The 23666-nt window shown below is 36.9% G+C and carries 20 protein-coding genes; 1 reads left to right on the plus strand and 19 read right to left on the minus strand.

What is annotated here, in order from left to right; translation table 11 throughout:
- Nucleotides 1-60: 60 nt before the first annotated feature.
- The 13 genes from dnaI to citZ all read right to left on the minus strand — a co-directional run bounded on the left by dnaI (nucleotide 61) and on the right by citZ (nucleotide 14702).
- Nucleotides 61-996 (minus strand): primosomal protein DnaI, encoded by a 936-nt coding sequence (dnaI, locus tag KHA87_RS10825; protein WP_213094059.1) that lies wholly within the window; start codon nucleotides 994-996, stop codon nucleotides 61-63.
- Nucleotides 997-1008: 12 nt separating this feature from the next.
- Entirely contained in the window at nucleotides 1009-2406 is a 1398-nt protein-coding gene (locus tag KHA87_RS10830; RefSeq protein WP_213094060.1) for a replication initiation and membrane attachment family protein, read from the minus strand.
- A gap of 72 nt (nucleotides 2407-2478) precedes the next feature.
- The gene (nrdR, locus tag KHA87_RS10835) at nucleotides 2479-2937 is read right to left on the minus strand and encodes a transcriptional regulator NrdR (RefSeq protein ID WP_213094061.1); all 459 of its coding nucleotides are present in this window, start codon (nucleotides 2935-2937) and stop codon (nucleotides 2479-2481) included.
- 147 nt (nucleotides 2938-3084) lie between these two features.
- On the minus strand, nucleotides 3085-3465 hold the full coding sequence (gene speD, locus KHA87_RS10840) for an adenosylmethionine decarboxylase (RefSeq protein ID WP_213094062.1): 381 nt from the start codon (nucleotides 3463-3465) through the stop codon (nucleotides 3085-3087).
- 343 nt (nucleotides 3466-3808) lie between these two features.
- Entirely contained in the window at nucleotides 3809-4840 is a 1032-nt protein-coding gene (locus KHA87_RS10845; protein ID WP_213094063.1) for a glyceraldehyde-3-phosphate dehydrogenase, read from the minus strand.
- 115 nt (nucleotides 4841-4955) lie between these two features.
- On the minus strand, nucleotides 4956-5558 hold the full coding sequence (gene coaE, locus KHA87_RS10850) for a dephospho-CoA kinase (RefSeq protein WP_213094064.1): 603 nt from the start codon (nucleotides 5556-5558) through the stop codon (nucleotides 4956-4958).
- 15 nt (nucleotides 5559-5573) lie between these two features.
- On the minus strand, nucleotides 5574-6206 hold the full coding sequence (ytaF, locus tag KHA87_RS10855) for a sporulation membrane protein YtaF (protein ID WP_213094065.1): 633 nt from the start codon (nucleotides 6204-6206) through the stop codon (nucleotides 5574-5576).
- Between the two features lie 166 nt (nucleotides 6207-6372).
- Nucleotides 6373-7200, minus strand: a complete 828-nt coding sequence (gene mutM, locus KHA87_RS10860) for a DNA-formamidopyrimidine glycosylase (RefSeq protein WP_213094066.1) — start codon at nucleotides 7198-7200, stop codon at nucleotides 6373-6375.
- A 30-nt stretch (nucleotides 7201-7230) separates the two neighbouring features.
- Nucleotides 7231-9861: a DNA polymerase I gene (gene polA, locus KHA87_RS10865; protein WP_213094067.1), complete on the minus strand. Its 2631-nt coding sequence runs from the start codon at nucleotides 9859-9861 to the stop codon at nucleotides 7231-7233.
- Nucleotides 9862-10001: 140 nt separating this feature from the next.
- A complete protein-coding gene (locus tag KHA87_RS10870; protein ID WP_213094068.1) occupies nucleotides 10002-10478 on the minus strand; it encodes a MaoC/PaaZ C-terminal domain-containing protein in 477 nt (158 codons plus the stop codon).
- A gap of 162 nt (nucleotides 10479-10640) precedes the next feature.
- Nucleotides 10641-11579, minus strand: a complete 939-nt coding sequence (gene mdh, locus KHA87_RS10875; RefSeq protein ID WP_213094069.1) for a malate dehydrogenase — start codon at nucleotides 11577-11579, stop codon at nucleotides 10641-10643.
- 472 nt (nucleotides 11580-12051) lie between these two features.
- On the minus strand, nucleotides 12052-13323 hold the full coding sequence (gene icd / locus KHA87_RS10880; protein ID WP_213094070.1) for an NADP-dependent isocitrate dehydrogenase: 1272 nt from the start codon (nucleotides 13321-13323) through the stop codon (nucleotides 12052-12054).
- A 263-nt stretch (nucleotides 13324-13586) separates the two neighbouring features.
- The gene (gene citZ / locus KHA87_RS10885) at nucleotides 13587-14702 is read right to left on the minus strand and encodes a citrate synthase (RefSeq protein ID WP_213094071.1); all 1116 of its coding nucleotides are present in this window, start codon (nucleotides 14700-14702) and stop codon (nucleotides 13587-13589) included.
- Between the two features lie 377 nt (nucleotides 14703-15079).
- On the opposite strand from citZ, the gene ytvI reads away from it, so the two are divergent.
- Nucleotides 15080-16210 carry a sporulation integral membrane protein YtvI gene (ytvI, locus tag KHA87_RS10890; RefSeq protein WP_213094072.1) on the plus strand — a complete coding sequence of 377 codons (1131 nt, stop codon included), beginning with the start codon at nucleotides 15080-15082 and terminating at the stop codon, nucleotides 16208-16210.
- Nucleotides 16211-16473: 263 nt separating this feature from the next.
- Here the strand turns inward: ytvI and pyk are convergent, their stop codons facing one another.
- The 6 genes from pyk to ystJ form a co-directional block, all read right to left on the minus strand.
- Nucleotides 16474-18234, minus strand: a complete 1761-nt coding sequence (gene pyk / locus KHA87_RS10895; protein ID WP_213094073.1) for a pyruvate kinase — start codon at nucleotides 18232-18234, stop codon at nucleotides 16474-16476.
- A 17-nt stretch (nucleotides 18235-18251) separates the two neighbouring features.
- Entirely contained in the window at nucleotides 18252-19211 is a 960-nt protein-coding gene (pfkA, locus tag KHA87_RS10900) for a 6-phosphofructokinase (protein ID WP_213094074.1), read from the minus strand.
- Between the two features lie 437 nt (nucleotides 19212-19648).
- A complete protein-coding gene (accA, locus tag KHA87_RS10905) occupies nucleotides 19649-20626 on the minus strand; it encodes an acetyl-CoA carboxylase carboxyl transferase subunit alpha (protein WP_213094075.1) in 978 nt (325 codons plus the stop codon).
- Nucleotides 20620-21489 (minus strand): acetyl-CoA carboxylase, carboxyltransferase subunit beta, encoded by an 870-nt coding sequence (accD, locus tag KHA87_RS10910; protein WP_213094076.1) that lies wholly within the window; start codon nucleotides 21487-21489, stop codon nucleotides 20620-20622. The genes accA and accD overlap by 7 nt, the downstream gene beginning before the upstream one ends.
- Before the next feature lie 284 nt (nucleotides 21490-21773).
- A complete protein-coding gene (locus KHA87_RS10915) occupies nucleotides 21774-22397 on the minus strand; it encodes a FadR/GntR family transcriptional regulator (protein ID WP_349305569.1) in 624 nt (207 codons plus the stop codon).
- Nucleotides 22394-23632, minus strand: a complete 1239-nt coding sequence (gene ystJ, locus KHA87_RS10920) for an NADP-dependent malic enzyme (RefSeq protein WP_213094077.1) — start codon at nucleotides 23630-23632, stop codon at nucleotides 22394-22396. Before ystJ ends, KHA87_RS10915 begins: the two co-directional genes overlap by 4 nt.
- Nucleotides 23633-23666 lie beyond the last annotated feature (34 nt).

Consider the following 23666-nt stretch of genomic DNA (forward strand, 5'->3'; position numbering starts at 1 on the left):
GGGGGCTTGGCTATTTTAGAAGTTCAGTCTAAAAAAAGAAGAACCAAATGCTCGATGCACTTAGGTTCTAAGATTTGGTCCTTCTACTAAAATTGGAGCAGAAAGATATTTTATTCTTTCCATTATTCTGGCCGCTTTCATACGTTCTTCTTCGCCTCGCTGAGAATAAGTAAGATGATGCTCTAAACCTTTATAATCAAAATTCGAAGTGAAGAAGGTTGGAAGGTTTTCCTGCATTCGGAATTGCAAGATAGAGCCAAGAATTTCATCTCGGGTCCAACTAGACATAACCTCGGCACCGATATCATCCAACATTAGAACTGGAGCTCTTTTGACGGTTTCCAGCTTCTCATTTAATGTATGATCTCCTAATGATTGCTTCATTTCCCGAAAAAATTCCGGAACATAGACGATCATAGAAGAAACCTGCTTATTCTCGGCTAAATGGTTTGCAATCGCTCCTAAAAGGTAAGATTTCCCCACCCCAAAGCTGCCATACAGGTATAGTCCTTTCATTTTTTTCCCTGGTTCATATTCTCTTACAAAGCGTTCGGCGAAATCGTATGCATTCAACCTGCCATCCGATTCCAACGAAAAATCAGCAAAGGATGCGTGCAAAATATCCTTTGGAACATAAATGCTTTGGATTAATTTTTCATTCTTCTTTCTCTCATCATCCATAAGCTTGCTTCGACAAGGGCGGTATTGTATATCAATCCCATTTTTTCGCAAAACAAGCTCCGGTTCATAGCCCTGCATCATGTTTACACAGTGTTCCAAACCAGAGCATTTCTGACAATCCCTTGTTTGTGAGATATATTCATACAATTTCATTAAGCTATTTTCAACCATAGAGGTGGTAATTTCACCGGGATATTGCCGAAGGAATTCTCTAATATCGGGATGATTCAATATTTCCTGTTTCATATCATTATAGGTTTGTTGAAAATTACTGCTTTTGGATAATTTCTTTAATGTATCATTGATCTTTTCCATCCCTGCCACCTCCTACTTCTTATATTTCTTTTGAATGGACTCCAGTCTTTTTCGCTTCTCCTCAAGCGTTTCCGCAGATGGAGACCCAGTATTCGGATTACTTTGCGTTTCATCTTTTTCCGTAAACCAGTCTGGAAGCTTTTCTGTTCGAATTGGATTTTTCTTTGTATTTTTTGGTTTATCTTTATTATCTGCCCATTGCTGATATTGCCGATGTTCGTTTTTAGCTAACTCCATTGCTTCTTTAACTGTTTTTACCTTTTTACGTGCCCAATGAGATGCGATTTTTTCCATATAATTTTTGGTAAGCTTCATATCTGTCTTCAGTAAAACATATTGAATCAATACATTTACCACTCCGGGAGAAAGCTTTTGCTGGAACATAATTTCTTCTATTGCCTGCAAATCTCCCTTGGAAGGGGATACCCCATCGGAAATATCGATTAAAAGCTGCCTTGGAGACGTCGTTTCTAAATAGTGAATAAGCTTATCTTCCCGTGAATCTCCATTGCCAATGCTTGTCCGGTCTTTTAAAGGCTGCAGTCGATCCATCAGTTTAGGTAAATCATTTCCATGCTCTAATTGATACCAATCTCTTGAAGCTTTCCTAAGGGCTTCTATGTCAATACTTTGCTCTGCATTCAAAGCACTTAGAAATATATTTTGCATTTCAATCGCATTAATTTGATATAAAAATGCAAGCTTATAAATAGCTTCCTTCACTTGAGCGGTTATTTCCTTTTGCGGATGAATGAAACCTTTTAATCCAGATAAAAACAATTCAAAATCGAAGTCTGCTTCTACAATTTTAATCTCTTCTGCAGTATTTCTATGATGAAATTGCATTTGCTCTTCGACTTTACTTGCCTCAAGCGCCTCATAATCAAGTAAGGAATACTCTCCACTTGATGAAAGAAATACATCTTGAAAAGAACGGGTAACTTCCTGAAACTCTTCTTTTTCAATGGCATTATCAGTAAATAGTTTCTTTAGCCTTAAAAAATGCTGCTTTCCAAGCTGTTTGTATAAAAAGACGTTTAATATTCCATCCGTAAAAAATTGCGCTGGGGAAAGGGGAGGCTGAAGTTCATATATAAAGATTCTATCGTCATTTTCATTTTTGACATATGTTTTCAGTAAGCCGATACCTTCCAATTTCAAGCGTGCCTCATAAATATCGCGTAAATTTAAAGATAAGAAATTCATCAGATGATAATGAGTCCATTCATCAGACCACAATTGATTCTCATTCATTTCATTCCATAGCGTCGTATACAGGCTAAAACAATGAACACCTATCAGTGGCTGATATAGCAATGAGATTACCTTACGATCATATTCATGCAGAATTCCATTGGATGTAACGAAATATCGGTCCACTGGCTGAATCTCATTCCAAAGTTGTTTCATGAAAGCCACATCCTTGCCAATAAAATCTCCGAAAAATATTGAAAAAGACTAGAACGAGAAATCTCTAGCCTTTTATTGCTCCTTTTTAATTAGTTCCTTTAATTCTTCCAAAAATACGTTCAAATCTTTAAATTGTCTATAAACGGAAGCAAATCGAACATACGCTACCTCATCTACCGATGCTAGCTTGTCCATAACGAGTTCACCGATTTTTTCCGACTGAACTTCAGAATAACCAAGATTTCGAAGCGTTTTTTCAATTTCCATTGAAATTTTTTCTAATTCCGCAAGCGAAACCGGTCTCTTTTCGCAAGCTTTTATTAGCCCACGTAAAATTTTCTCACGACTGAATTCCTCACGAATTCCTTCTTTTTTCACTACAATTAGCGGTGTTTCCTCGACTTTTTCAAAGGTCGTAAAGCGATAAAGGCAATCCTCACATTCACGCCTTCTCCTTATAGCACGTCCTTCATCAACGGGGCGAGAATCAATCACACGTGTCCCATTATTTTGACAAGACGGACATTTCATTTTATCAGCTCCGTTTACTTGTACATGATTACTTTCATCATATATAAAAGAAACTAAAATCACAAGAAAAAAATTCACTGCAAAGCTGGTTAAAAGTACAAAAAAAACGAGGAATAAAGCGCCTCGTTTTCCAATGTTATCAAATTATTAAAGTGCCTTAATATTGGTTTGTTTTACTTGAACAGAACCCATTCCACGAGGTAATTCTATTGTTTCGCGTGTTTCGGCTCCTAAGCTTTCAGCAATATAGTTAGCGGCAATATTTGGATCTAAGTTACCGCAAGTGTACACATCAATACTTGCATATCCATGTTCAGGGAAGCTGTGGATAGTTAAATGTGATTCAGAAATAATAACAACTCCGCTGACACCTTGTGGAGCAAATTTATGAAATGCTACCTCTCTGATTTCTGCTCCTGATTTTAATGCTGCATCAACAAAAGTTCTTTCAATAAACTCCATGTTATTTAGTTTTTCAAAATCGCAGCCCCATAATTCGGAAATTACATGACGACCCATTGTTTCCATTGATCGTTTCCCCCTTTTAAGAAATATTTTTGCGATATTCGAAAATTTCAACTGAAATTTTCATGCAACTACCACGGGGGAAAGTTAGTCCAGAGAGGTCCTAACCCTTTAAGTAGCTACAGAATTATTAAATTTTTTGTTTTTCCTAAATTAAACTTTCGTTTGTTTTAAGAAGTTCACGATTGATAGTATACTTTGTTAAATTCAATTTTGCAATATATGAATCAAAAATTTTATGACTAAAATTTTTTAATAATAGTATCAAGTATGTTATAGCTTATTCAAAAAGGCTAATTTACCATAAAAAAGCCTGCTGATTTAGTCAGCAGGCTTTCCAATTTATTTATCCAACCTTAGCATGTAAAGAAGCTGCTAATTCTTTCGCTACATATTTCAATAAATCTACTACCCGACAGGAATAGCCCCATTCATTGTCATACCATGCTAATACCTTCACTTTATTTGTCCCCATCACAATGGTGGAGAGACCATCTACAATAGCAGAGTGACTGTTCGTATTAAAATCAATCGAAACAAGGGGTTCTTCAGTAAAATCCAAAATTCCTTTCAATTCATTTTGGGAAGCGGAAAGGAATGCTTCATTTACGTCTTCAATTGTCACATCCTTCTGTAAATCCACGACCAAATCTACTAATGACACATTAGGTGTAGGAACACGAAGTGCCATTCCATGCAGCTTTCCTTTTAACTTTGGAAGCACTAATGCAAGCGCCTTTGCTGCACCTGTTGTAGTAGGGATAATCGATTGTCCGCATGCCCTTGCACGTCGCAAATCTTTATGAGGATTATCAATATTTTTTTGATCATTTGTATATGCATGAACGGTCGTCATTAATCCATTTTCAATTCCGAACTTATCGTCAAGTACTTTTGCCACGGGAGCCAAGCAATTTGTTGTACATGATGCATTGGAAATAATGTCATGCTCATTAATATTTAATGCGCTTTCATTTACACCCATAACAATCGTAACATCTTCATTTTTACCCGGTGCTGTTAAGATAACTTTTTTGGCACCCGCTTCAAGATGCAATGCTGCTTTTTCTCGTGCATTAAATTTACCTGTTGCCTCAATCACAATATCTATATTAAGTTCCTTCCAAGGAAGCTCAGCTGGATTACGATTATTTAATAATTGCACTCTTTGACCATTCACAACAATTGCTTGATCTTCTGCATATACATCGGCTTCAAATTTTCCATGATTCGTATCATATTTGATTAAATGTGCTAGTGTTTCAGCTGGATAGCTAGCATTAATGGCTATAATCTCGATATCTTGTTCTAGAATTGCTTTTCTAAATACCATGCGTCCTATACGACCAAAGCCGTTAATTGCCACTTTTGCCTTCATAAATGATGTCCTCCTGTATAAATGTTATACTCCATTTACAAACAGTATAACATATTGGTGGTAATATGTGATACTTTTTTCAATAAAAAAACCACCATTTTTCCAAAATGGCGGCTTAATTAGTTAAATTCCAGCTATTAATTAGTTTATTTAATTGTGTTTCTGTTTCTTCTAAATCACCGTTATTATATATTACTACATCAGCCAAGTCTATTTTGTTCTTCAACGGCAATTGTGCTGATATTCTAGCTTTTGCTTCTTCTTCTGTAAATCCGTTACGTTCCATCAATCTCATTAATTGGATATCAGCATCCACATAAATAAGTATAGTCCTGTCAACCATATACGTTAGCTTGCTCTCAAACAGAAGTGGTATATCTAAAATTACTGTTTTCTTTCCTTCCGCAATCGCTTTTTCCTTTTTATCATTCATGTACTCTCGGACGGCTGGATGAACAATACTATTGAGGAGAAGTCTTTTCTCCTCATTATGAAACACAATTGCTCCCAACTTTGCCCGATCTAACGATAAATCATCCAATAATATTTCTTTCCCAAATTCCTGTACGATTTTGTTATATGCATTCTCGCCAATATTTACAACTTCTCTTGCTGCAACATCCGCATCAATAACAGTAAATCCTTTTTCTCGAAACATACTTGAAACGGTGCTTTTCCCGCTTGCAATTCCACCCGTTAATCCTATAACAATTGCCATGTTTTTTGTATCCTTTCAAAATTTCAAAATTCCAATTAAGATTAGTAACACTCCGGGTAAAAAGGAGACCTTTTGCATCCAATTTAAATGTGAAAATACTTTCCCTAATTTTATTCCCGCTGAAACAAGTATTAAGCTCATTATTGCGACGATCAAACTTAAGCTTATTGGTGAATATCCTAGCATTGCAGCCCCAATTCCTGCCCCAAATGCATCGAGAGACAAAGCTAAACCAAGCATAAATGCCTCTATTCCTGTAATGACTCCCGATTTATCAAAGTCTGCACTTGTTGGCTTCTTCAAAATATGAATGACAAATCCTAAAGAACGAATTTCTAACTTTAAGACAACCTTTTCCTGTGGTTCACTTACTTCCTTTTCAGCTCGAAAAAACTGAAAAAGAACCCAGCCGCCAATAGCGATTAAAATGATACCGCCGATTCGGTTTCCAATTTCCGGTGACATGAATTTTTGAAGAATATTCCCAAATAGCATAGCTACAAACAATGATACCCCTGAACAGAGGGCAATAATCAGAATGGATTTGTTTGGAATGCGCAACTTCCTCAATCCATAGGTGAATCCTGTGCTGAAGTTATCTAAACTAACAGCAAATGCCAATAAAAAAAGTGATAACTGAAAGCCCATTGTAATGCCCCTTCCTGTTGTCACATCACTAAAATAGTATATGGAAGGGGCATGCCCATGGTTCTTACATTATTTTTTAAACTAGGCGCCATTTATAAGTCTTCTTTTAAAGAACGACAACTTATCTAAATGTTAAATATTCACTATGACACATTGATTCGTTTCCTTATAGTCTTTGACACTTCGGACAAAAATGCGTTCCTCTTCCAGCCGTAACACGTTTTTCAATCAGTGTACCGCATTTTTGACAAGGCTCGCCTTTTTTTCCATAAACAAAATGCTGCAGTTGAAACATGCCTATTTGTCCTTGTGTATTAACATAAGTTCGCACAGTACTGCCACCTTTTTCAACAGCTTCCTCTAATGTAGCAATAATTTCTTTACGAAGTATATTTATTTCTTTATACGTCAAGGTACGAGACTTTCGCTCCGGATGTATCTTCGCACGATAAAGTGCTTCATCCACATATATATTCCCTAAACCGGCAATAACAGTTTGGTCCAGAAGAACTGCTTTAATATTACGATCTGTTTTACTTAATTTTTCTTTTAAATAATCGTTTGTAAAAAGGTTTGAAAATGGCTCGGGACCGAGCTGCAATAACGGAAGGGAGGAAAATTCCTCTCCTTTTTTAAATAAGTGCATCGTCCCGAATTTACGCACATCCCTATATCGAAGCTCCGTACCATCTGTAAATTGAAAAATAATATGGGTATGCTTATCGATTGGCTCTGTATGTTGATATAGTCCGTATCGGCCTTCCATTCGCAAATGAGAGACAAGGGCAAAGTCGTCTGTGTAAAAGATTAGAAACTTCCCTTTCCTATCGATTCCTTCAAAGCTTTGTCCAGCTAAAGCATCGATAAACTGCTCTTTTTCATCTGGTTTTTTGATGATTTTGGGCCAATGAACAATTACGTTTTTTATCGTTCTACCTAAAACTAATTGAGTTAAGGTTCTTTTAATTGTCTCTACTTCCGGTAATTCAGGCATGCTGTTTCACCTCATTTCCTGCCAATCTTTCTATTTTGCATCAAACCATGTCGCTCCATATGAATAATCCACCTTTAAGGGAACATTCAGCTTAAGTGCATTTTCCATGACTTCCGGCACAATTCTTTCCAGTACTTCTAGTTCCTCTTTCGGAGCTTCAAAAATTAATTCATCATGAACCTGTATTAATAGTTTTGCTTTTAAATTTTCCTTTTTTAATCTAGCAGCCATATCAATCATTGCTTTTTTGATAATATCTGCTGCACTCCCCTGAATCGGTGTATTCATCGCAGTACGTTCAGCAAAACTGCGAATGTTAAAATTTCTGCTTGTAATTTCAGGAATATAGCGTCTTCGATTCAATAATGTCGTTACAAATCCTTTTTGTTTTGCCTCTTGAACAATATCTTCCATATAATGCTTTACACCTGGATAGCTTATGAAATAACGATCAATAAATTGACCTGCTTCTTTCCTAGTAATTCCAAGATTTTGAGAAAGACCATAGTCACTTATACCATATACAATACCAAAATTAACCGCTTTTGCTTGTCTACGCATATCAGATGTTACTTCTTCTTCAGAAACATGGAAAACATCCATTGCTGTTTTGGTATGAATATCCATGTCTTCATTAAAGGCTTCGATCAGCTTTTCATCACCGGCAATATGTGCTAATACTCGCAATTCGACTTGGGAATAGTCTGCTGAAAAAATAAACCAGCCATCCTCCGATGGTACAAATGCTTGCCTGATTTTTCTTCCTTCCTCTAACCGAATTGGAATGTTTTGAAGGTTCGGGTCAATAGAACTTAACCGTCCTGTTTGAGCCAATACCTGGTTAAAGCGAGTATGAACCTTTCCATTTTCATTAATAACCTTTAGCAACCCTTCAATATAGGTAGATTGCAGTTTCCCTAGCTGTCGATATCGTAGGATCTCCCTCACTATTTCATGGTCAGCTTCCAGCTTCTCTAATACATCTGCAGAAGTAGAATAACCCGTTTTCGTTTTTTTCAAAGGTGGCAATCCAAGCTTTTCAAATAAGATAACACCTAGTTGTTTCGGAGAATTGATGTTAAAATTTTCTCCAGCTAAATCATATATTTTATTTTCAATTTCGTGGAGCTGCTTTGTTATATCTTTCCCCATTTCCATGAGACGCTCTTTGTCGACCTTAATTCCAGTAGCTTCCATTTTCGCTAAAATAAATGAAAGTGGCAGTTCTAAATTCTCATAGAGGGACAACTGTTCGTTTTTTTCAAGTTGGTTCATGCATGGCTCTACTAATTCTGATATTCCTACACCTTTTCTGACTACATGCTCCGCCACAATCGCTTCTTCCGGGATTTTTCGCTTTGCACCTTTCCCATATACTTCTTCATCTGTCTGAACGTTTGTATATCCATGCAATTTTGCAACAGATGTAAAATCATCGACATTTTCCGACGGATTCAAAAGATAGGAGACAATTAATAAATCAAATTGGATGCCTTTCAGGTCGATTCCATGCTTTTTTAAAGCTACAATGGATTGCTTTCCATCATATACATTTTTTATTTTAGTTTCGTCTTCTGCCCACTTTTTAAATATATTGGAGTGCAATGCTATATCAGCAGGTATATAGTAGTTACCCTTTTCATTACTTAAGCCAAATCCTATAATGTCACCAGTATGATAGTTTTCTTCTATCATTTCTAAGTATAAGGAATTTTCCGAGGCAAAAATATCCTCCGTGATGGAGTCTACCAGCTCAAACGGAGTTTCTTTCATTGGTTCTGATGGACTGCTTGTCTGTTCCACATCCATCTTCTCTAACAAGGAGTTAAAGCCCAATTCTTTAAATAATCCAATAAGCTTTTCATTCGAAGTCTGATTATATTCGGTATCCTCAATGGAAACCGTAACAGGTGCTTCTCTAAAAATCGTCGCAAGCTCCTTACTCATTATTGCCTGCTCTTTATTTTCTTCGAGCTTTTCTTTCAATTTATTTCCGCTTACTTTATCAATAGAATCGAGCAATTTTTCTAATGTTTCAAATTCCTTCAATAATTTTATGGCCGTTTTTTCGCCAACACCTGGAACTCCAGGGATATTATCGGATGTATCTCCCATTAAACCTTTCATATCGATAATCTGAATAGGGGTCAAACCGTATTTTTCTTTAATATGCTCTGGAGTGTACGCTTCAATGTCCGTAATTCCTTTTTTGGTAATACAAACCGTTGTATTATCGGAGCTTAATTGTGTTAAATCTTTATCGCCAGAAATCACCTTAACCTCAAAGCCATCATTTTCAGCTGTTTTAGATAAAGTACCGATGATATCATCTGCTTCATAATTATCTAATTCATATCTCTTAATCCCATATGCATCTAATAACTCACGTATAAACGGAAACTGTTCTGATAACTCTGGCGGGGTTTTTTGGCGTGTTCCTTTATATTCTTTGAAGGTATTATGACGAAAGGTGGTTTTTCCCGCATCAAAAGCGACTAGCATATGGGTCGGCTTTTCCTCCTCTAATATCTTCATTAGCATAGTAGTAAACCCATATATAGCATTCGTATGTATTCCCTTATCATTATTTAGCAGCGGCAATGCAAAAAAAGCACGGTACGCAATACTATTTCCATCAATAAGAATTAATTTCTTATTCAAAATAATACCTCCTCAAAAAATACACTCTTTTCTTTTGTTTTTATTCTATCATGGACAAGTGTAAAGCGAAAATCTTAGGAATAACAACCATTAAAAAAGCCAGCGGAAGCGCTGACTGTATTTAAAGAAATAGTATTCCATTAAAAATTATCGAGGGCACTACCATTGAACATTTTCAGACGGTGAGGAGGGCAAACTGCTAGATCACCAGATATTACCTCCTCATCTTCTTCATTCCTAGCAGTAACTTGTATCGTTATCATATGTTGCTTGTGATTTACTTCAGTAATTTCAAAGATAAAATGAACGGTTGCATAATGATAGACAGGTTTCATAAACTTAATATTTTGAGCCATAATGTGGGAACCCGGTCCAGGTAAATATTTCGAAATAGCTGATGTAATAATGCCTGTTAACATTATGGATGGGACAATAGGCTTCTCAAAGGGGGTCTGTGATGCATAATCATGCTGTATATATAACGGGTTGGCATCATCTGTCAGTCCAAGATAAAGAAGCAGATCCTTATCCTCAATCTTTTCCGTTAAAGTTAATTTCTCCCCAACCGTAATTTCATCCAGTTTTCGTCCTTGTTTTCTTTTTTTTCCTAGTAACATAATAGACCTCCAATGCTGTAAACGGTTACAAAACACGCATAAAAAATATCAAAAAAATCAATATTATCTGTATTCCTTTATCATATCATTATTATTTTTTCTTCTCAATAAAAAGAGGTCAAACCTGGGAGTTGGTTTGACCTCGAAATATAGATTTTTAAATCACATTAAAACTTTCATAACATTACGCACAGACTCAGCTGATTTATCTAAGGCAGCCTTTTCTTCTGCTGTTAATTCCAATTCAATAACTTTTTCAATACCATCCGCGCCAAGAATAGTTGGCACTCCTAAATATATACCATCATATCCATATTCCCCCTCCAAATACGCGATAGAAGGTAAGACACGGCGCTGGTCTTTTACAATTGCTTCCACCATTTCTACTAGTGAAGCCGCGGGGGCATAGTACGCACTGCCATTCCCTAATAGGTTAACGATTTCCCCGCCGCCTTTTCTAGTTCGCTCCACAATAGCATCAAGTCGATCCTTTGGAATTAATGTTTCTAAAGGAATTCCGCCCGCATATGAATAGCGAACTAATGGAACCATGTCATCTCCATGACCTCCTAGAACAAAACCGGTGACATCTTTAACAGATAAGTTAAGCTCTTGTGCAACAAATGTACGGAAACGAGCAGTATCAAGGACACCTGATTGACCAATTACACGGTTTTTAGGGAAACCAGATTCTTTAAATACCGAATATGTCATGGCATCTACAGGATTTGTTAAGACAATGATGTAGCAGTTTGGAGAATTTTTTACAACCTCTTGTGTTACACTCTTCATTACTTTTTGATTGGTTTGAACTAAGTCGTCGCGACTCATACCTGGTTTACGAGCTATACCCGCTGTAATAACAACTACATCCGAATCTTTAGTATCTTCATAATTGGAAGTACCGATGATATTTGCATCGAAGCCTTGAACAGGGCTTGCTTCCAACATATCCAATGCTTTTCCTTTTGTTGGATTTTCTGCTTGAGGGATATCTACTAAAACGATATCGCCGAGCTCTTTTTGTGCTAATAAGAATGCTGTTGTAGCTCCAGTAAAACCTGCACCAATTACGGAAATCTTTTTTCTTTTCATTGTCATTTTACAAATCTCCTTTATGTGCGTAATAAGGAATGCGACAAGCGCCTTGCTCACCTCGGAGTACGGATGAGTAAAAATTGAAATCAGTGACGAAAGATTTAAGAAACACGGCTAGGGACGATCCGATGCCTCTTATCGTAGAGAGAGGACTTAGGCTTCCGCTAGTCGATAAGAACCAAGGGAATTTTTGAAGTTCCAATTTCACTTGGTGAAATTATCAGTTCCAATTTCACTTGGTGAAATTATCAGTTCCAATTTCACTTGGTGAAATTATCAGTTCCAATTTCACTTGGTGAAATTATCAGTTCCAATTTCACTTGGTACTAGACAGTGACAAAACTTAATCAGTATATATATGAAAATAATTTCTTCTTTCTTATAAATAGGAAAAGCCGGCTAGAGGAATTCGTCCCTACCAGCCGGCAATTTCTTTGTTGCCTGTGATCAGGCCGAACAATATTTGACTACTTAATTAGTCCATGTTTTTAATTAATTCTGTTCCGAACTCAGAACATTTAACTTCTTTTGCACCTTCCATTAGACGGGCAAAGTCATATGTTACAACCTTTGAAGCAATTGTTTTTTCCATAGAATTAGTAATTAGGTTAGCCGCTTCCGTCCATCCTAAATGTTCAAGTAAAAGAACACCAGAAAGAATTACAGAAGATGGGTTTACCTTATCTAGTCCAGCATATTTAGGTGCTGTTCCATGAGTTGCTTCAAAAATTGCATGTCCTGTTTCGTAGTTAATGTTCGCACCAGGAGCAATACCGATACCACCAACTTGTGCAGCAAGTGCATCAGAAATATAGTCACCATTAAGGTTCATTGTTGCAACGACATCAAATTCACGAGGACGAGTTAAAATTTGTTGTAGGAATATATCTGCAATAGAATCCTTTACAAGGATTTTTCCAGCTGCCAATGCATCATCTTGTGCTTTGTTTGCAGCATCTGTACCTTGCTCTTCTTTGATTCGATCATATTGTGCCCATGTAAATACTTTATCACCGAATTCTTTTTCTGCTAATTCATAGCCCCAGTTTTTGAACGCACCTTCAGTAAATTTCATGATATTACCTTTATGTACGAGTGTTAAAGACTTGCGGCCTTCTTTAATCGCATAATTGATAGCAGCACGTACAAGGCGTTCTGTACCTTCTTTAGAAACAGGCTTAATTCCGATACCAGAAGTTTCAGGGAAACGGATTTTCTTAACTCCCATTTCATTTTGTAAGAATTCAATTACTTTTTTCACTTCGGCTGAGCCTTCTTGGTATTCAATACCTGCATAGATATCTTCTGTATTTTCACGGAAAATTACCATGTCCGTATCTTCAGGACGTTTTACCGGAGAAGGAACACCTTCGAAATAACGTACTGGACGTAAACATACAAAAAGATCTAATTCTTGGCGTAATGCTACGTTTAAAGAACGAATACCGCCACCAACTGGTGTAGTCAATGGACCTTTAATAGCGATTAAATATTCGTTAATAGTATCAAGTGTTTCAGATGGTAACCATTCACCAGTTTGGTTGAATGCTTTTTCCCCAGCAAGTACTTCTTTCCATACAATTTTGCGTTCGCCTTTATACGCTTTTTCAACTGCAGCATCTAGAACTCTTTGTGATGCTGCCCAAATATCAGGACCGGTACCGTCTCCTTCGATAAATGGGATAATTGGATTATTAGGTGTTTTTAGAACACCATTTTCTACTGTGATTTTTTCACCTTGTGACATGTCTTTCCCTCCAATTCAGTATCAAAGGTTAGAAGTCATTGCTTCTAACCCATTATCTCCAATGTTTATTACACCAATTTTTCATCTATTTGTAAATAAAAATGGCTCTTTTCTTGAACTTCCTTTCCTTATTTATCGAAAGGTCAGGCAAACTTTCTTTTACAACTTTTGAAAGGAAAAATGCCTCTGAACTAAACCATTATAAAGATTTAGAGAAAAGTTGGAAAAGCGATAAATTTTCGTAACAGCCAGATTTAATTTTGTTAACGATTTTCAATTGGTACGTAAGTTTGCATACCAGGACCGGTATACTCTGCGCGTGGGCGAATTAAGCGGTTATTAGAATATTGCTCTAAAATATGTGCTAGCCAACCGGATACACGACTTACAGCAAAGATAGGAGTGAATAAGTCATGATCAATTCCTAGACTGTGATAAACGGACGCAGAATAGAAATCAACATTTGGCGGTAAGTGTTTTTCAGATGTAACGATGTCTTCAATTTTAGTAGACATTTCATAATATTGTGGTTCGCCTGTAAGTTTGGTTAATTTTTCTGACATTGCTTTTAAATGCTTAGCGCGTGGATCTCCTTGACGATATACACGATGTCCGAAGCCCATGATTTTTTCTTTATTCGCAAGTTTTCCATGGATATAGGAATCTACGTTATCAACGGAACCAATTTCAGTAAGCATCTTCATTACTTGCTCATTTGCTCCACCATGTAAAGGCCCTTTTAACGCACCGATTGCTGCCGTTACACCAGAGTATACATCAGATAATGTTGCCACACATACGCGTGCAGTAAATGTAGAAGCATTTAATTCATGGTCAGCATGCAATACAAGTGCTTTATTAAAAGCTTCGATAGCAATTTCTTCTGGCTCGTTGCCTGTTAACATATAAAGGAAATTTGCAGCGAATCCTAAGTCTTTACGAGGAGATACTGGCTCTAATCCTTTTCGTACGCGGGCAAAAGCTGCAACCAATGCTGGCATTTTAGCTTGGAGGCGAATCGCTTTACGATAGTTTGAAGCCTCTTCCATCACATCTGCCTCTTCATCATACAGTCCTAGAGATGATACAGCTGTTCTTAATGCTGCCATTGGATGTACAGATTGAATAGGATATGTTTTAAAACTTGCCAATACTTCTTGAGGAAGTTCCATGTTATCAGCTAGTTGTTGTTTCAATTCAGCTAATTCAGCTTTGTTTGGCAGCTTAAGATGCCACAATAAATAAATTACTTCTTCAAAGCTTGCATTTTCAGCAAGGTCATCGATGTTATATCCAACATAAGTTAGTGTGTCATCGATAATTGAGCTGATAGATGATGTTGTTGCAACAACACCTTCAAGTCCACGGGTAGTTGTCATGACTTTCTCTCCTTTTACAGATATTCTTTCCCAATATATTTGAGCAATAAATAGAAAATAAAGTAAATATTGTGCCGAATATCGGCCACTAAGCTTTCGCCTGTATGTAATAGATGCACGCGGTCACATACCTATTATAATATAATATCGAAACTTGTCTATTTTTTTTAGCTCAAACTTATTTGTTCACTCCTTTATTATAAACAATTATCTGATTTTTGTGAATGAAAATGGATACAATTTGGCAATGAATGTTTTTTTAGAAAAATAAGATTCCATCTTAAAGTAATAATTTTTTATACATTTCTATATATCTCTTTTTTTTGCTCTTTCTGCCATGTAAAATAATAGTAATACATAACTGGGAGGGGCTAAGCTTGAATCCTGAATATATATACAGAACAATACGATTTTTAATTGTTATAGGAATAGTAATTGGAGCTCTCATTGCCTTCGTTTTTATTTCGAAAGTTACATATCCATTTCTAATTGGCCTTGTTATCGCTCTTTTCATCAATCCACTAGTTAATTTCCTTGAGAAAAGACTCAAGCTTCCTAGATCAATCGCAGTTATTATATCCATTTTATTAATAATTAGTGTATTTATCGGTTTAATCACTTTATTAATTACCGAAATTGTTGCTGGGGCAAATTATTTAGCAGATGTTTTGCCTGATCATGTACAAACATTAGTCAATTATATTGAAAATTTTATTGCTTCCCAGGTAATCCCTCTATATGACCAAGCCACAAGCTTGTTCAAAAGTCTTAATGCGGGACAACAGGATACTATTATGCATAATATTCAATCCGCTGGCCAAAAAATCGCTTCCAATGCAGGTGACTTTTTGCAAAACTTTTTCCAAAGATTGCCTAGTATTATTTCTTGGATTCCTAATGCGGCAACTGTTTTGATTTTTTCCCTTCTAGCAACCTTTTTTATAAGTAAGGATTGGGAACGTTTATCGAAAATCGGCGGAAAATTTATACCTGAAAAAGCACGAAAAAGTGGAAAAACGGTCTTTAGTGATTTAAAGAAAGCACTTATCGGTTTTATCAGAGCACAGCTTACCTTAATTTCCATTACCTTGGTAATTGTTTTGATTGGACTTTTGATATTGAGGGTTGATTACGCTATCACCATTGCATTAGTTAGTGGAATTGTTGATTTATTGCCGTATTTAGGTACTGGTGTGGTATTCATTCCTTGGATTATTTATGAGGCTATTACTGGAAATGTATATCTTGCCGTCGGTCTTGGAGTTCTGTATACAGTGGTAATTGTACAAAGACAATTTATGGAGCCTAAGATACTTTCCTCTAGTATCGGATTGAATCCCTTGGCAACATTAATTGCTTTATTTGTGGGTTTTAAATTAGTTGGTTTTTTAGGTTTAATTCTAGGACCAGTTACATTGGTGATCATCACTACACTTAACAAAGCAAATGTTTTCCGCGATATATGGAATTTTATTATGGGTAAGCCAAACATCAATATAAAAGAATAAGAAAAGCTCGTGGCACCTTGCTCATCGTGTATGGATGAGTGTAATTTTGCAGTTCCATTTCATTTGGAGTCTTCGGACGCAAGATTTTGGAAACAAGACGAGGAACAGGTCGATGCCCCCTTATCCTAGAAAGAAGACATAAAAATCCGTTAGCCGAGATCTGATAGCACTAGATAAAAAAATATGTTTCATAATATAATAAATGAATTACCTTTTCTATCTAATAAAAAAACCAAGGGGAAATTCCCTTGGTTTTCTCTATATTATAATACACTAGCATGACCGTTGTAGATTACACCCCGGTTTGCATCCACAGTGATTTCTTGTCCATCTTTTATTTTGTCCGTTGCATTATCGACACCTACAATAACAGGCAAGCCAAGATTTATTCCTACCACTGCAGCATGGCTAGTTAAACCGCCTTCTTCTACAATTAATGCACTGCATTTTTCCAGAACCTGGACCATCTCACGATCTGTTCCAAGTGTTACTAATACCGAACCTTCTTTTACTTTCTCCTTTGCTTCTTGTGCATTCCTAGCAATTACAGCTTTTCCATAGCCTGACTTTCTCCCGATACCCTGCCCCTTGGCAAGGATATCTCCCACTACATGGACCTTCATTAGATTTGTAGTTCCTGCTTCGCCAACTGGTACCCCTGCAGTAATAACTACTAAATCACCATGCTTCACTAAGCTTGTATTTAAGCTTTCTTGGACTGCTAATTCCAACATTTCATCCGTAGAAGTAACCTTTTTACCGTATTGCGGATATACTCCCCATACTAATGAAAGTCTGCGAACAACAGATTCATTAGAAGTTACCGCTACAATCGGAGCTTTTGGGCGATATTTAGAAATCATTCTAGCTGTATATCCGCTCTCTGTAGGTGTTATGATCGCTTTTAAATCGAGATTAAGTGCTGTATGAGCAACAGATTGGCAAATGGCATCTGTCATATTATGATCGCTGTTCTTGCTGCGATACGATAATATATCACGATGGTCTAAGGCTTCCTCTGCATGAATAGCAATTTTGTACATTGTTTTTACTGCTTCTACCGGATATAATCCTGCAGCAGTTTCCCCTGAAAGCATAATGGCATCTGTTCCATCAAAAATGGCATTCGCTACATCACTAGCTTCTGCTCTTGTTGGTCTAGGGTTTCTTTGCATAGAATCAAGCATTTGTGTAGCTGTTATAACAGGTTTTCCTAATTCATTGCATTTTTTAATTAATTCTTTTTGAACTAGCGGAACAGCCTCGGTAGGGATTTCTACCCCTAAATCTCCCCGCGCTACCATTAATCCATCCGATACGTCTAAAATTTCATCAATTTTATCGACGCCTTCTTGATTTTCTATTTTCGGGATAATTTGAATATGTATAGCATTGTTTTCCTCTAATAGCTTTCGAATTTCCAAAACATCTGATGCTCTTCTTACAAAAGATGCAGCAATAAAATCTAATCCCTGTTCAATTCCAAAAAGAATATCCTTGGCGTCCTTTTCAGTAATTCCCGGTAAATTCACGGAAACACCTGGAACGTTCACTCCTTTTTTATTTTTAAGGATCCCGCTATTTAGTACCTTAGTAGTAAGTTCTTTATTGTTATGATCAATACTTGTTACTTCTAGTTCAATAAGTCCATCATCTAAAAGGATTCTAGAACCAACCTCGACATCATCAATTAAGCCTGCGTAGGTAATGGAAAATTTCTTCGGAGTTCCAAGGACTTCCGTCATTGAGATGATTGTTTCGGTTCCCTCCTTTAATTCAATGGAACCATTTTCCATATCATTTGTTCTAATTTCCGGACCTTTTGTATCTAATAAAATGGCTACATTTTTCTTTGTATTTGCTGCTGCCGTTCGGATATTTTGTATTCTTTTACCATGCTCCTCATGGTCACCATGCGAGAAATTTAATCGGGCAACGTTCATCCCTGATTCCATTAATTTTTCCAGCATTTCCACACTTTCGCTGGCTGGACCAATTGTACAGACTATCTTCGTTTTTTTCATTTTATTCCCTCCGAGATTTAAATAGATAGCTCCTTTGATAATTTATACATATCAAAGTTAAGTTCATGTTTTTTACTCAATGCCTCAATTATATCATAATCGACTAGCTGGTTTCTTTCGATTCCTACTGCTCTTCCGCCTTTTTCTTCCATAAGAAGCTCTACGGCTCTTGCGCCGAGGCGGCTTGCTAGCACCCTGTCAGAAGCGGTTGGAGAACCTCCTCGTTGAATATGACCAAGAACTGATACTCGAGTTTCAATATTCGATGCTGCTTTTAATTCTTCTGCAAATTTATTACCCGTTGTTACACCTTCCGCAACAATGATAATACTATGCTTTTTGCCGCGTTCATTCCCTTTTCGTAGCCTATCCACAATATCTTTCATATCGTATTTTTCTTCTGGGATTAGAATCGTTTCTGCTCCGCCTGCAAGTCCTGACCAAAGAGCAATATCTCCTGCATCTCTCCCCATTACCTCTATAACAAATGTTCGTTCATGTGATGATGCAGTATCCCTTATCTTATCAATGGCATCCAAAACAGTATTTAATGCTGTATCAAAACCAATAGTATATTCTGTCCCTGGAATGTCATTATCAATGGTGCCTGGCACCCCAATACATGGGAAACCGTGCATGGTTAGTGCTTTAGCGCCTTGATATGACCCGTCACCGCCGATAACTACAAGGCCATCTATACCATACTTTTTCAGCTGCTCTATTCCTTTTTGTTGGCCCTCTTTCGTTTTGAATTCCTCGCAACGGGCTGAGTGTAGCATTGTCCCTCCGCGATGAATAATATCCCCTACTGAGCCAAGCTCTAGCTTTTCTATTTTCCCGTTAATTAAGCCACTATATCCATTATAGATACCCATAACTTCGATATTATGGTATATGCCTTTTCTTACAACAGCTCGAATAGCTGCATTCATTCCTGGTGCGTCTCCTCCGCTTGTTAATACGCCGATTCTTTTCATTTTTAACACCTCAATTTAATCCGTAATGATGTAAGGCTCTTTTCGTAAACTTTGTTGCTTTTGGACCTTTATTAGGGGCAAATACTTAAGTTTCTAGGCAAATTCCGCACGAAACATTTAGTTATACGGGTTGATGATCTTATACGAAAGCAACAAGTTAAAATCGTTTTTTGGATTTTAAACAATCTATGCGAAAATAGCCTTTTGTAATAAACATTTTTAGCTTGTTAAAAGAAAATAATTTCTATCCAAATGATCAACAGTATTCATGAATATTATTAAAATACCACTAATTATCGGTATTCACAATTGATTTGATAATTAAAAGCTCAAATCCGAAATAATAGCAAAATTGAAAGCGTTAACGACAAAGAAGCAATCGGAACCGTGAACCGATTGCTTCAGACTAAGTACCATCCGAATAATTATTCTTTTAGTCATTTCGAATTGACATACTCATTAAACTCCGTAAATTCACCCATTTTTCTATACTTATCAAAACGGTCTTGAATTAACTCTTCTGGGCTTAAAGCAAGTAATTGTCTCAATGAGTTTCCCAACACTTTATCGATTGCTTCTGCTTGAGCAAGGATATCCTTATGTGCTCCGCCTTTTACCTCAGATATTAATTCGTCAATTACGCGAAGCTCCTTCAAATCTGGAGCAGTAATTTTCATTATATTTGCAGCCTTTTTAGCTTGTCCTGCATCCTTCCAAAGTAATGCAGCAGCACTTTCTGGTGCAATAACGGAGAACCAGGAATTCTCTAAAATATGGATGTGATTGCCTACTCCAATTCCTAAAGCACCACCACTTGCACCTTCACCAATAACGATACAAATGATTGGTACCCGAAAACCTGCCATTTCAAATAAATTTTTGGCAATCGATTCGGCAATTCCGCGTTCTTCAGCAGCCTTTCCCGGATATGCTCCTTTTGTATCAATAAATGTAATGATAGGGCGTCCAAATTTGTCAGCCTGTTTCATTAATCTCAATGCTTTGCGATATCCTTCAGGATGCGGCATACCAAAATTCCGTCGAATATTTTCCTTTGTATCTTTACCGCGTTGCTGCCCAATAATAGTAACTGGGAGCCCTTTATATTTTGCAATTCCGCCTACGATAGCTTCATCATCACCGAACAGCCGATCACCATGCAATTCTATAAAATCGGTAAAAAGATGTGGAATATAATCCAATGTAGTTGGTCTATTAGGATGTCGGGCAATTTGAACACGATCCCAAGGCTGTATATTTTCATATATATCATTTTCCAGCTTACTTAAGCGTGACTCTAATTTTTCAATTTCAGATGATAAATCCACATCAGAGTTTTGAGTAAACTCTTTTAACTCACTTATTTTTTTACGTAATTCAATAAGCGGCTTTTCAAACTCGAGTTCATTTACCATTGCAACTCACCTACCTGCTGATGAATTTCGAGGACGGTTGTAATTTTTTCCTTTAATTCCAATCGTGATATCACGGCGTCCAACTGACCATGCTTTACTAAGAACTCTGCTGTTTGAAATTCTGCAGGGAGTTCTTCCCGAATAGTTTGTTCAATAATTCTGCGTCCGGCGAAACCAATCAATGCGCCAGGCTCAGAAAAATTATAATCACCAAGAGATGCAAAACTAGCCGTCACACCGCCTGTGGTTGGGTGAGTCATAATGGTAATAAATAATCCGCCATTATCACTGAACTTTTTCAAGGCTGCACTTGTTTTTGCCATTTGCATTAATGAAAGGACGCCTTCCTGCATCCTTGCACCGCCAGAAGCAGTAAAAATAATAAAAGGAAGATGTCTTTTATCTGCCTCTTCAATAGCACGTGTTATTTTTTCTCCTACAACTGATCCCATACTTCCCATACGGAAAGAGGCATCCATGATGGCAAGAACAATTTCATGGTCATTAACCTTACCTGTTCCGGTTAAAACCGCCTCATTCATTTTGGTTTTTTGGCGATCCTTCTCAAGCTTGTCTAAATACCCAGGAAAGCCAAGTGGGTTCTCAGAGATCAATTCGCTATCCATTTCTAAGAATGTACCTTCATCAATAAAACTCTCAACACGTTCATAAGCATTCATTTGTAGATGATATCCACAGTGCAAACAAACTTTCAGGTTTTTCTCTAATTCCTTCGTATACAAGATCTTACGACAATTCGGGCATTTGGACATAATCCCTTCAGGGACATCGTGTTTTGCCGCTTCTGAAGGAATGGTTGCATACTTTTTCTTTTTAGGTTTTGTAAAAAAATCTTTCAGCAAAATTAATCCTCCTTTTCAATACTGGGAAGCAGCTTATAAATAGGCAGTTTTCTTAGATTGTTGCTTTTTTATATTGTTATAAATCCTAATGTAGGCTTTGTTTCGGGAATCTTTTCTTGAAAAGATTATTCATTTTCAACCCAGATAATTATTTTTATAAAGTTTTTAGTCTACAAAAGCAACATAGTTTTAAGAAAAGAGCCTTATATTAATTAATCTTTTACAATTTAGCTTATTTTCGTAAAAAATTATGTTAAAATTGGTCGAAATTTTTTCGACACTTTTCACATTGTATCATAGATTGTGATAGCTTGTTCTACATTACATTCCATAATTGAGGCAATTAAGAAATGATATTTATTTTTATTTATTATTTTCTCTTTCCCAGAGACTAATTGTGACGAATATTCATTAATTATTTGCCAAATTTTTAATAACAACCTATTTTCGGTTATGAGGATTAGTTGATAATAAAAACAATCCTCCGAAATCATTTCATCTGTTTCCAGTTGTTTTTTGATCTTATTTATTTTATCCATATATTGTTTATCCGCAACAAGCCTTATCACATCTTTTTCAATAAGTGCTTTTGTTTCTAATACATCCTGCCTTACTTGCGAATCTTGTAAGATAAATGTACTTAGCAGTTCCACTAAATGATGATTTGTAAAATCACGAAGAAACGTCCCTTCCCCTCGGCGAGTTTCAATTAAGCCTAATAATTCCAAAGCTCTAAAAGCTTCTCTAACAGAAGAGCGTCCTACATTAAGACGCTCTGATAATTCTCTTTCTGAAGGTAGCTTATCACCTGGTGAAAGCTGATCCTTTGTAATCATTTCGCGAATCTGGTGAACAATTTCAATGTATAGCTTTGTTTTGTTAATACTTGTGCTCACTAATCCAATCACTCGCTTTTTCCAATTGCAGAAAGTCTCATCGTTTTAGACCTAACTTCTTCAGGATCGACCTTTATTCTGGCAACCCCCGTTTCCATCGCGGCACGTGCTACCGCTGCTGCAACGGCTGGAGCCACCCTTGGATCAAATGGTCTTGGGATAACATAGTCAGAATGAAGTTCATTTTCCTCAATCAGACTTGCAATTGCCTCGACCGCCGCTTGCTTCATTTTTTCATTAATATGAGTAGCGCGCACATCCAATGCTCCACGGAAAATTCCTGGAAAGGCAAGAACATTGTTTACTTGGTTTGGAAAATCAGATCTGCCGGTTCCGATTACAGAAGCACCTGCTGCTTTTGCATCCTCGGGCATAATTTCCGGATCCGGATTTGCCATAGCAAAAATTATTGGATCTGGATTCATGGATGTAACCATTTCTTTTGTCAAGGCACCTGCAACGGATACCCCAATAAATACATCGGCACCTTTAATAACATCAGCTAAAGTACCTTCTTCTTTATTGCGGTTTGTGTATTTAGCAACCTCTGCCTTGATGCTATTCATTCCGTAAGAACGTCCTTCAAAAATAGCACCCTTTGAGTCGCACATAACGATATCGCGGACACCGTAATGATAAAGTAATTTAATAATAGCAATTCCTGCAGCGCCTGCACCGCTTGCGACTACTTTTATTTCAGACATTTTCTTACCGACAATTTTAAGAGCATTCACTAATCCTGCAACGGTAACAATTGCAGTTCCATGCTGGTCATCATGAAAAACAGGAATATTTACTTCCTTTTTCAATCTTTCTTCGACTTCAAAACAATGTGGAGCGGAAATATCTTCTAAATTGACACCGCCAAAAGTTGGCTCCAGCAATTTTACTGTTTCTACGATTTTATCTACTTCTGTTGAATTTAAACAGATTGGAAAAGCATCAACACCCGCAAAGCTTTTAAATAACACTGCTTTCCCTTCCATTACAGGAAGTGCAGCCTCCGGCCCGATATTCCCTAAGCCTAAAACAGCTGTACCATCTGTTACAACAGCTACCATATTCCCTTTCATGGTATATTCATAAACGGTTTCGGGTTTGTCATAAATCATTTTACATGGTTCAGCTACACCCGGTGAATATGCAAGGCTTAAATCCTTTGCATTCTTCACCTCTACTTTAGACTTGGATTCAAGCTTCCCTTTATTTATACGGTGCATATGTAATGCTTCTTCTCGTAAAGACATGATTTCACTCCTTCATTCGCTAAAGCTGTTTGCT

Origin of the sequence: Bacillus sp. FJAT-49736 (assembly GCF_018343615.1) — a bacterium.
Classification (GTDB): Bacteria; Bacillota; Bacilli; order Bacillales; family Bacillaceae_C; genus Margalitia.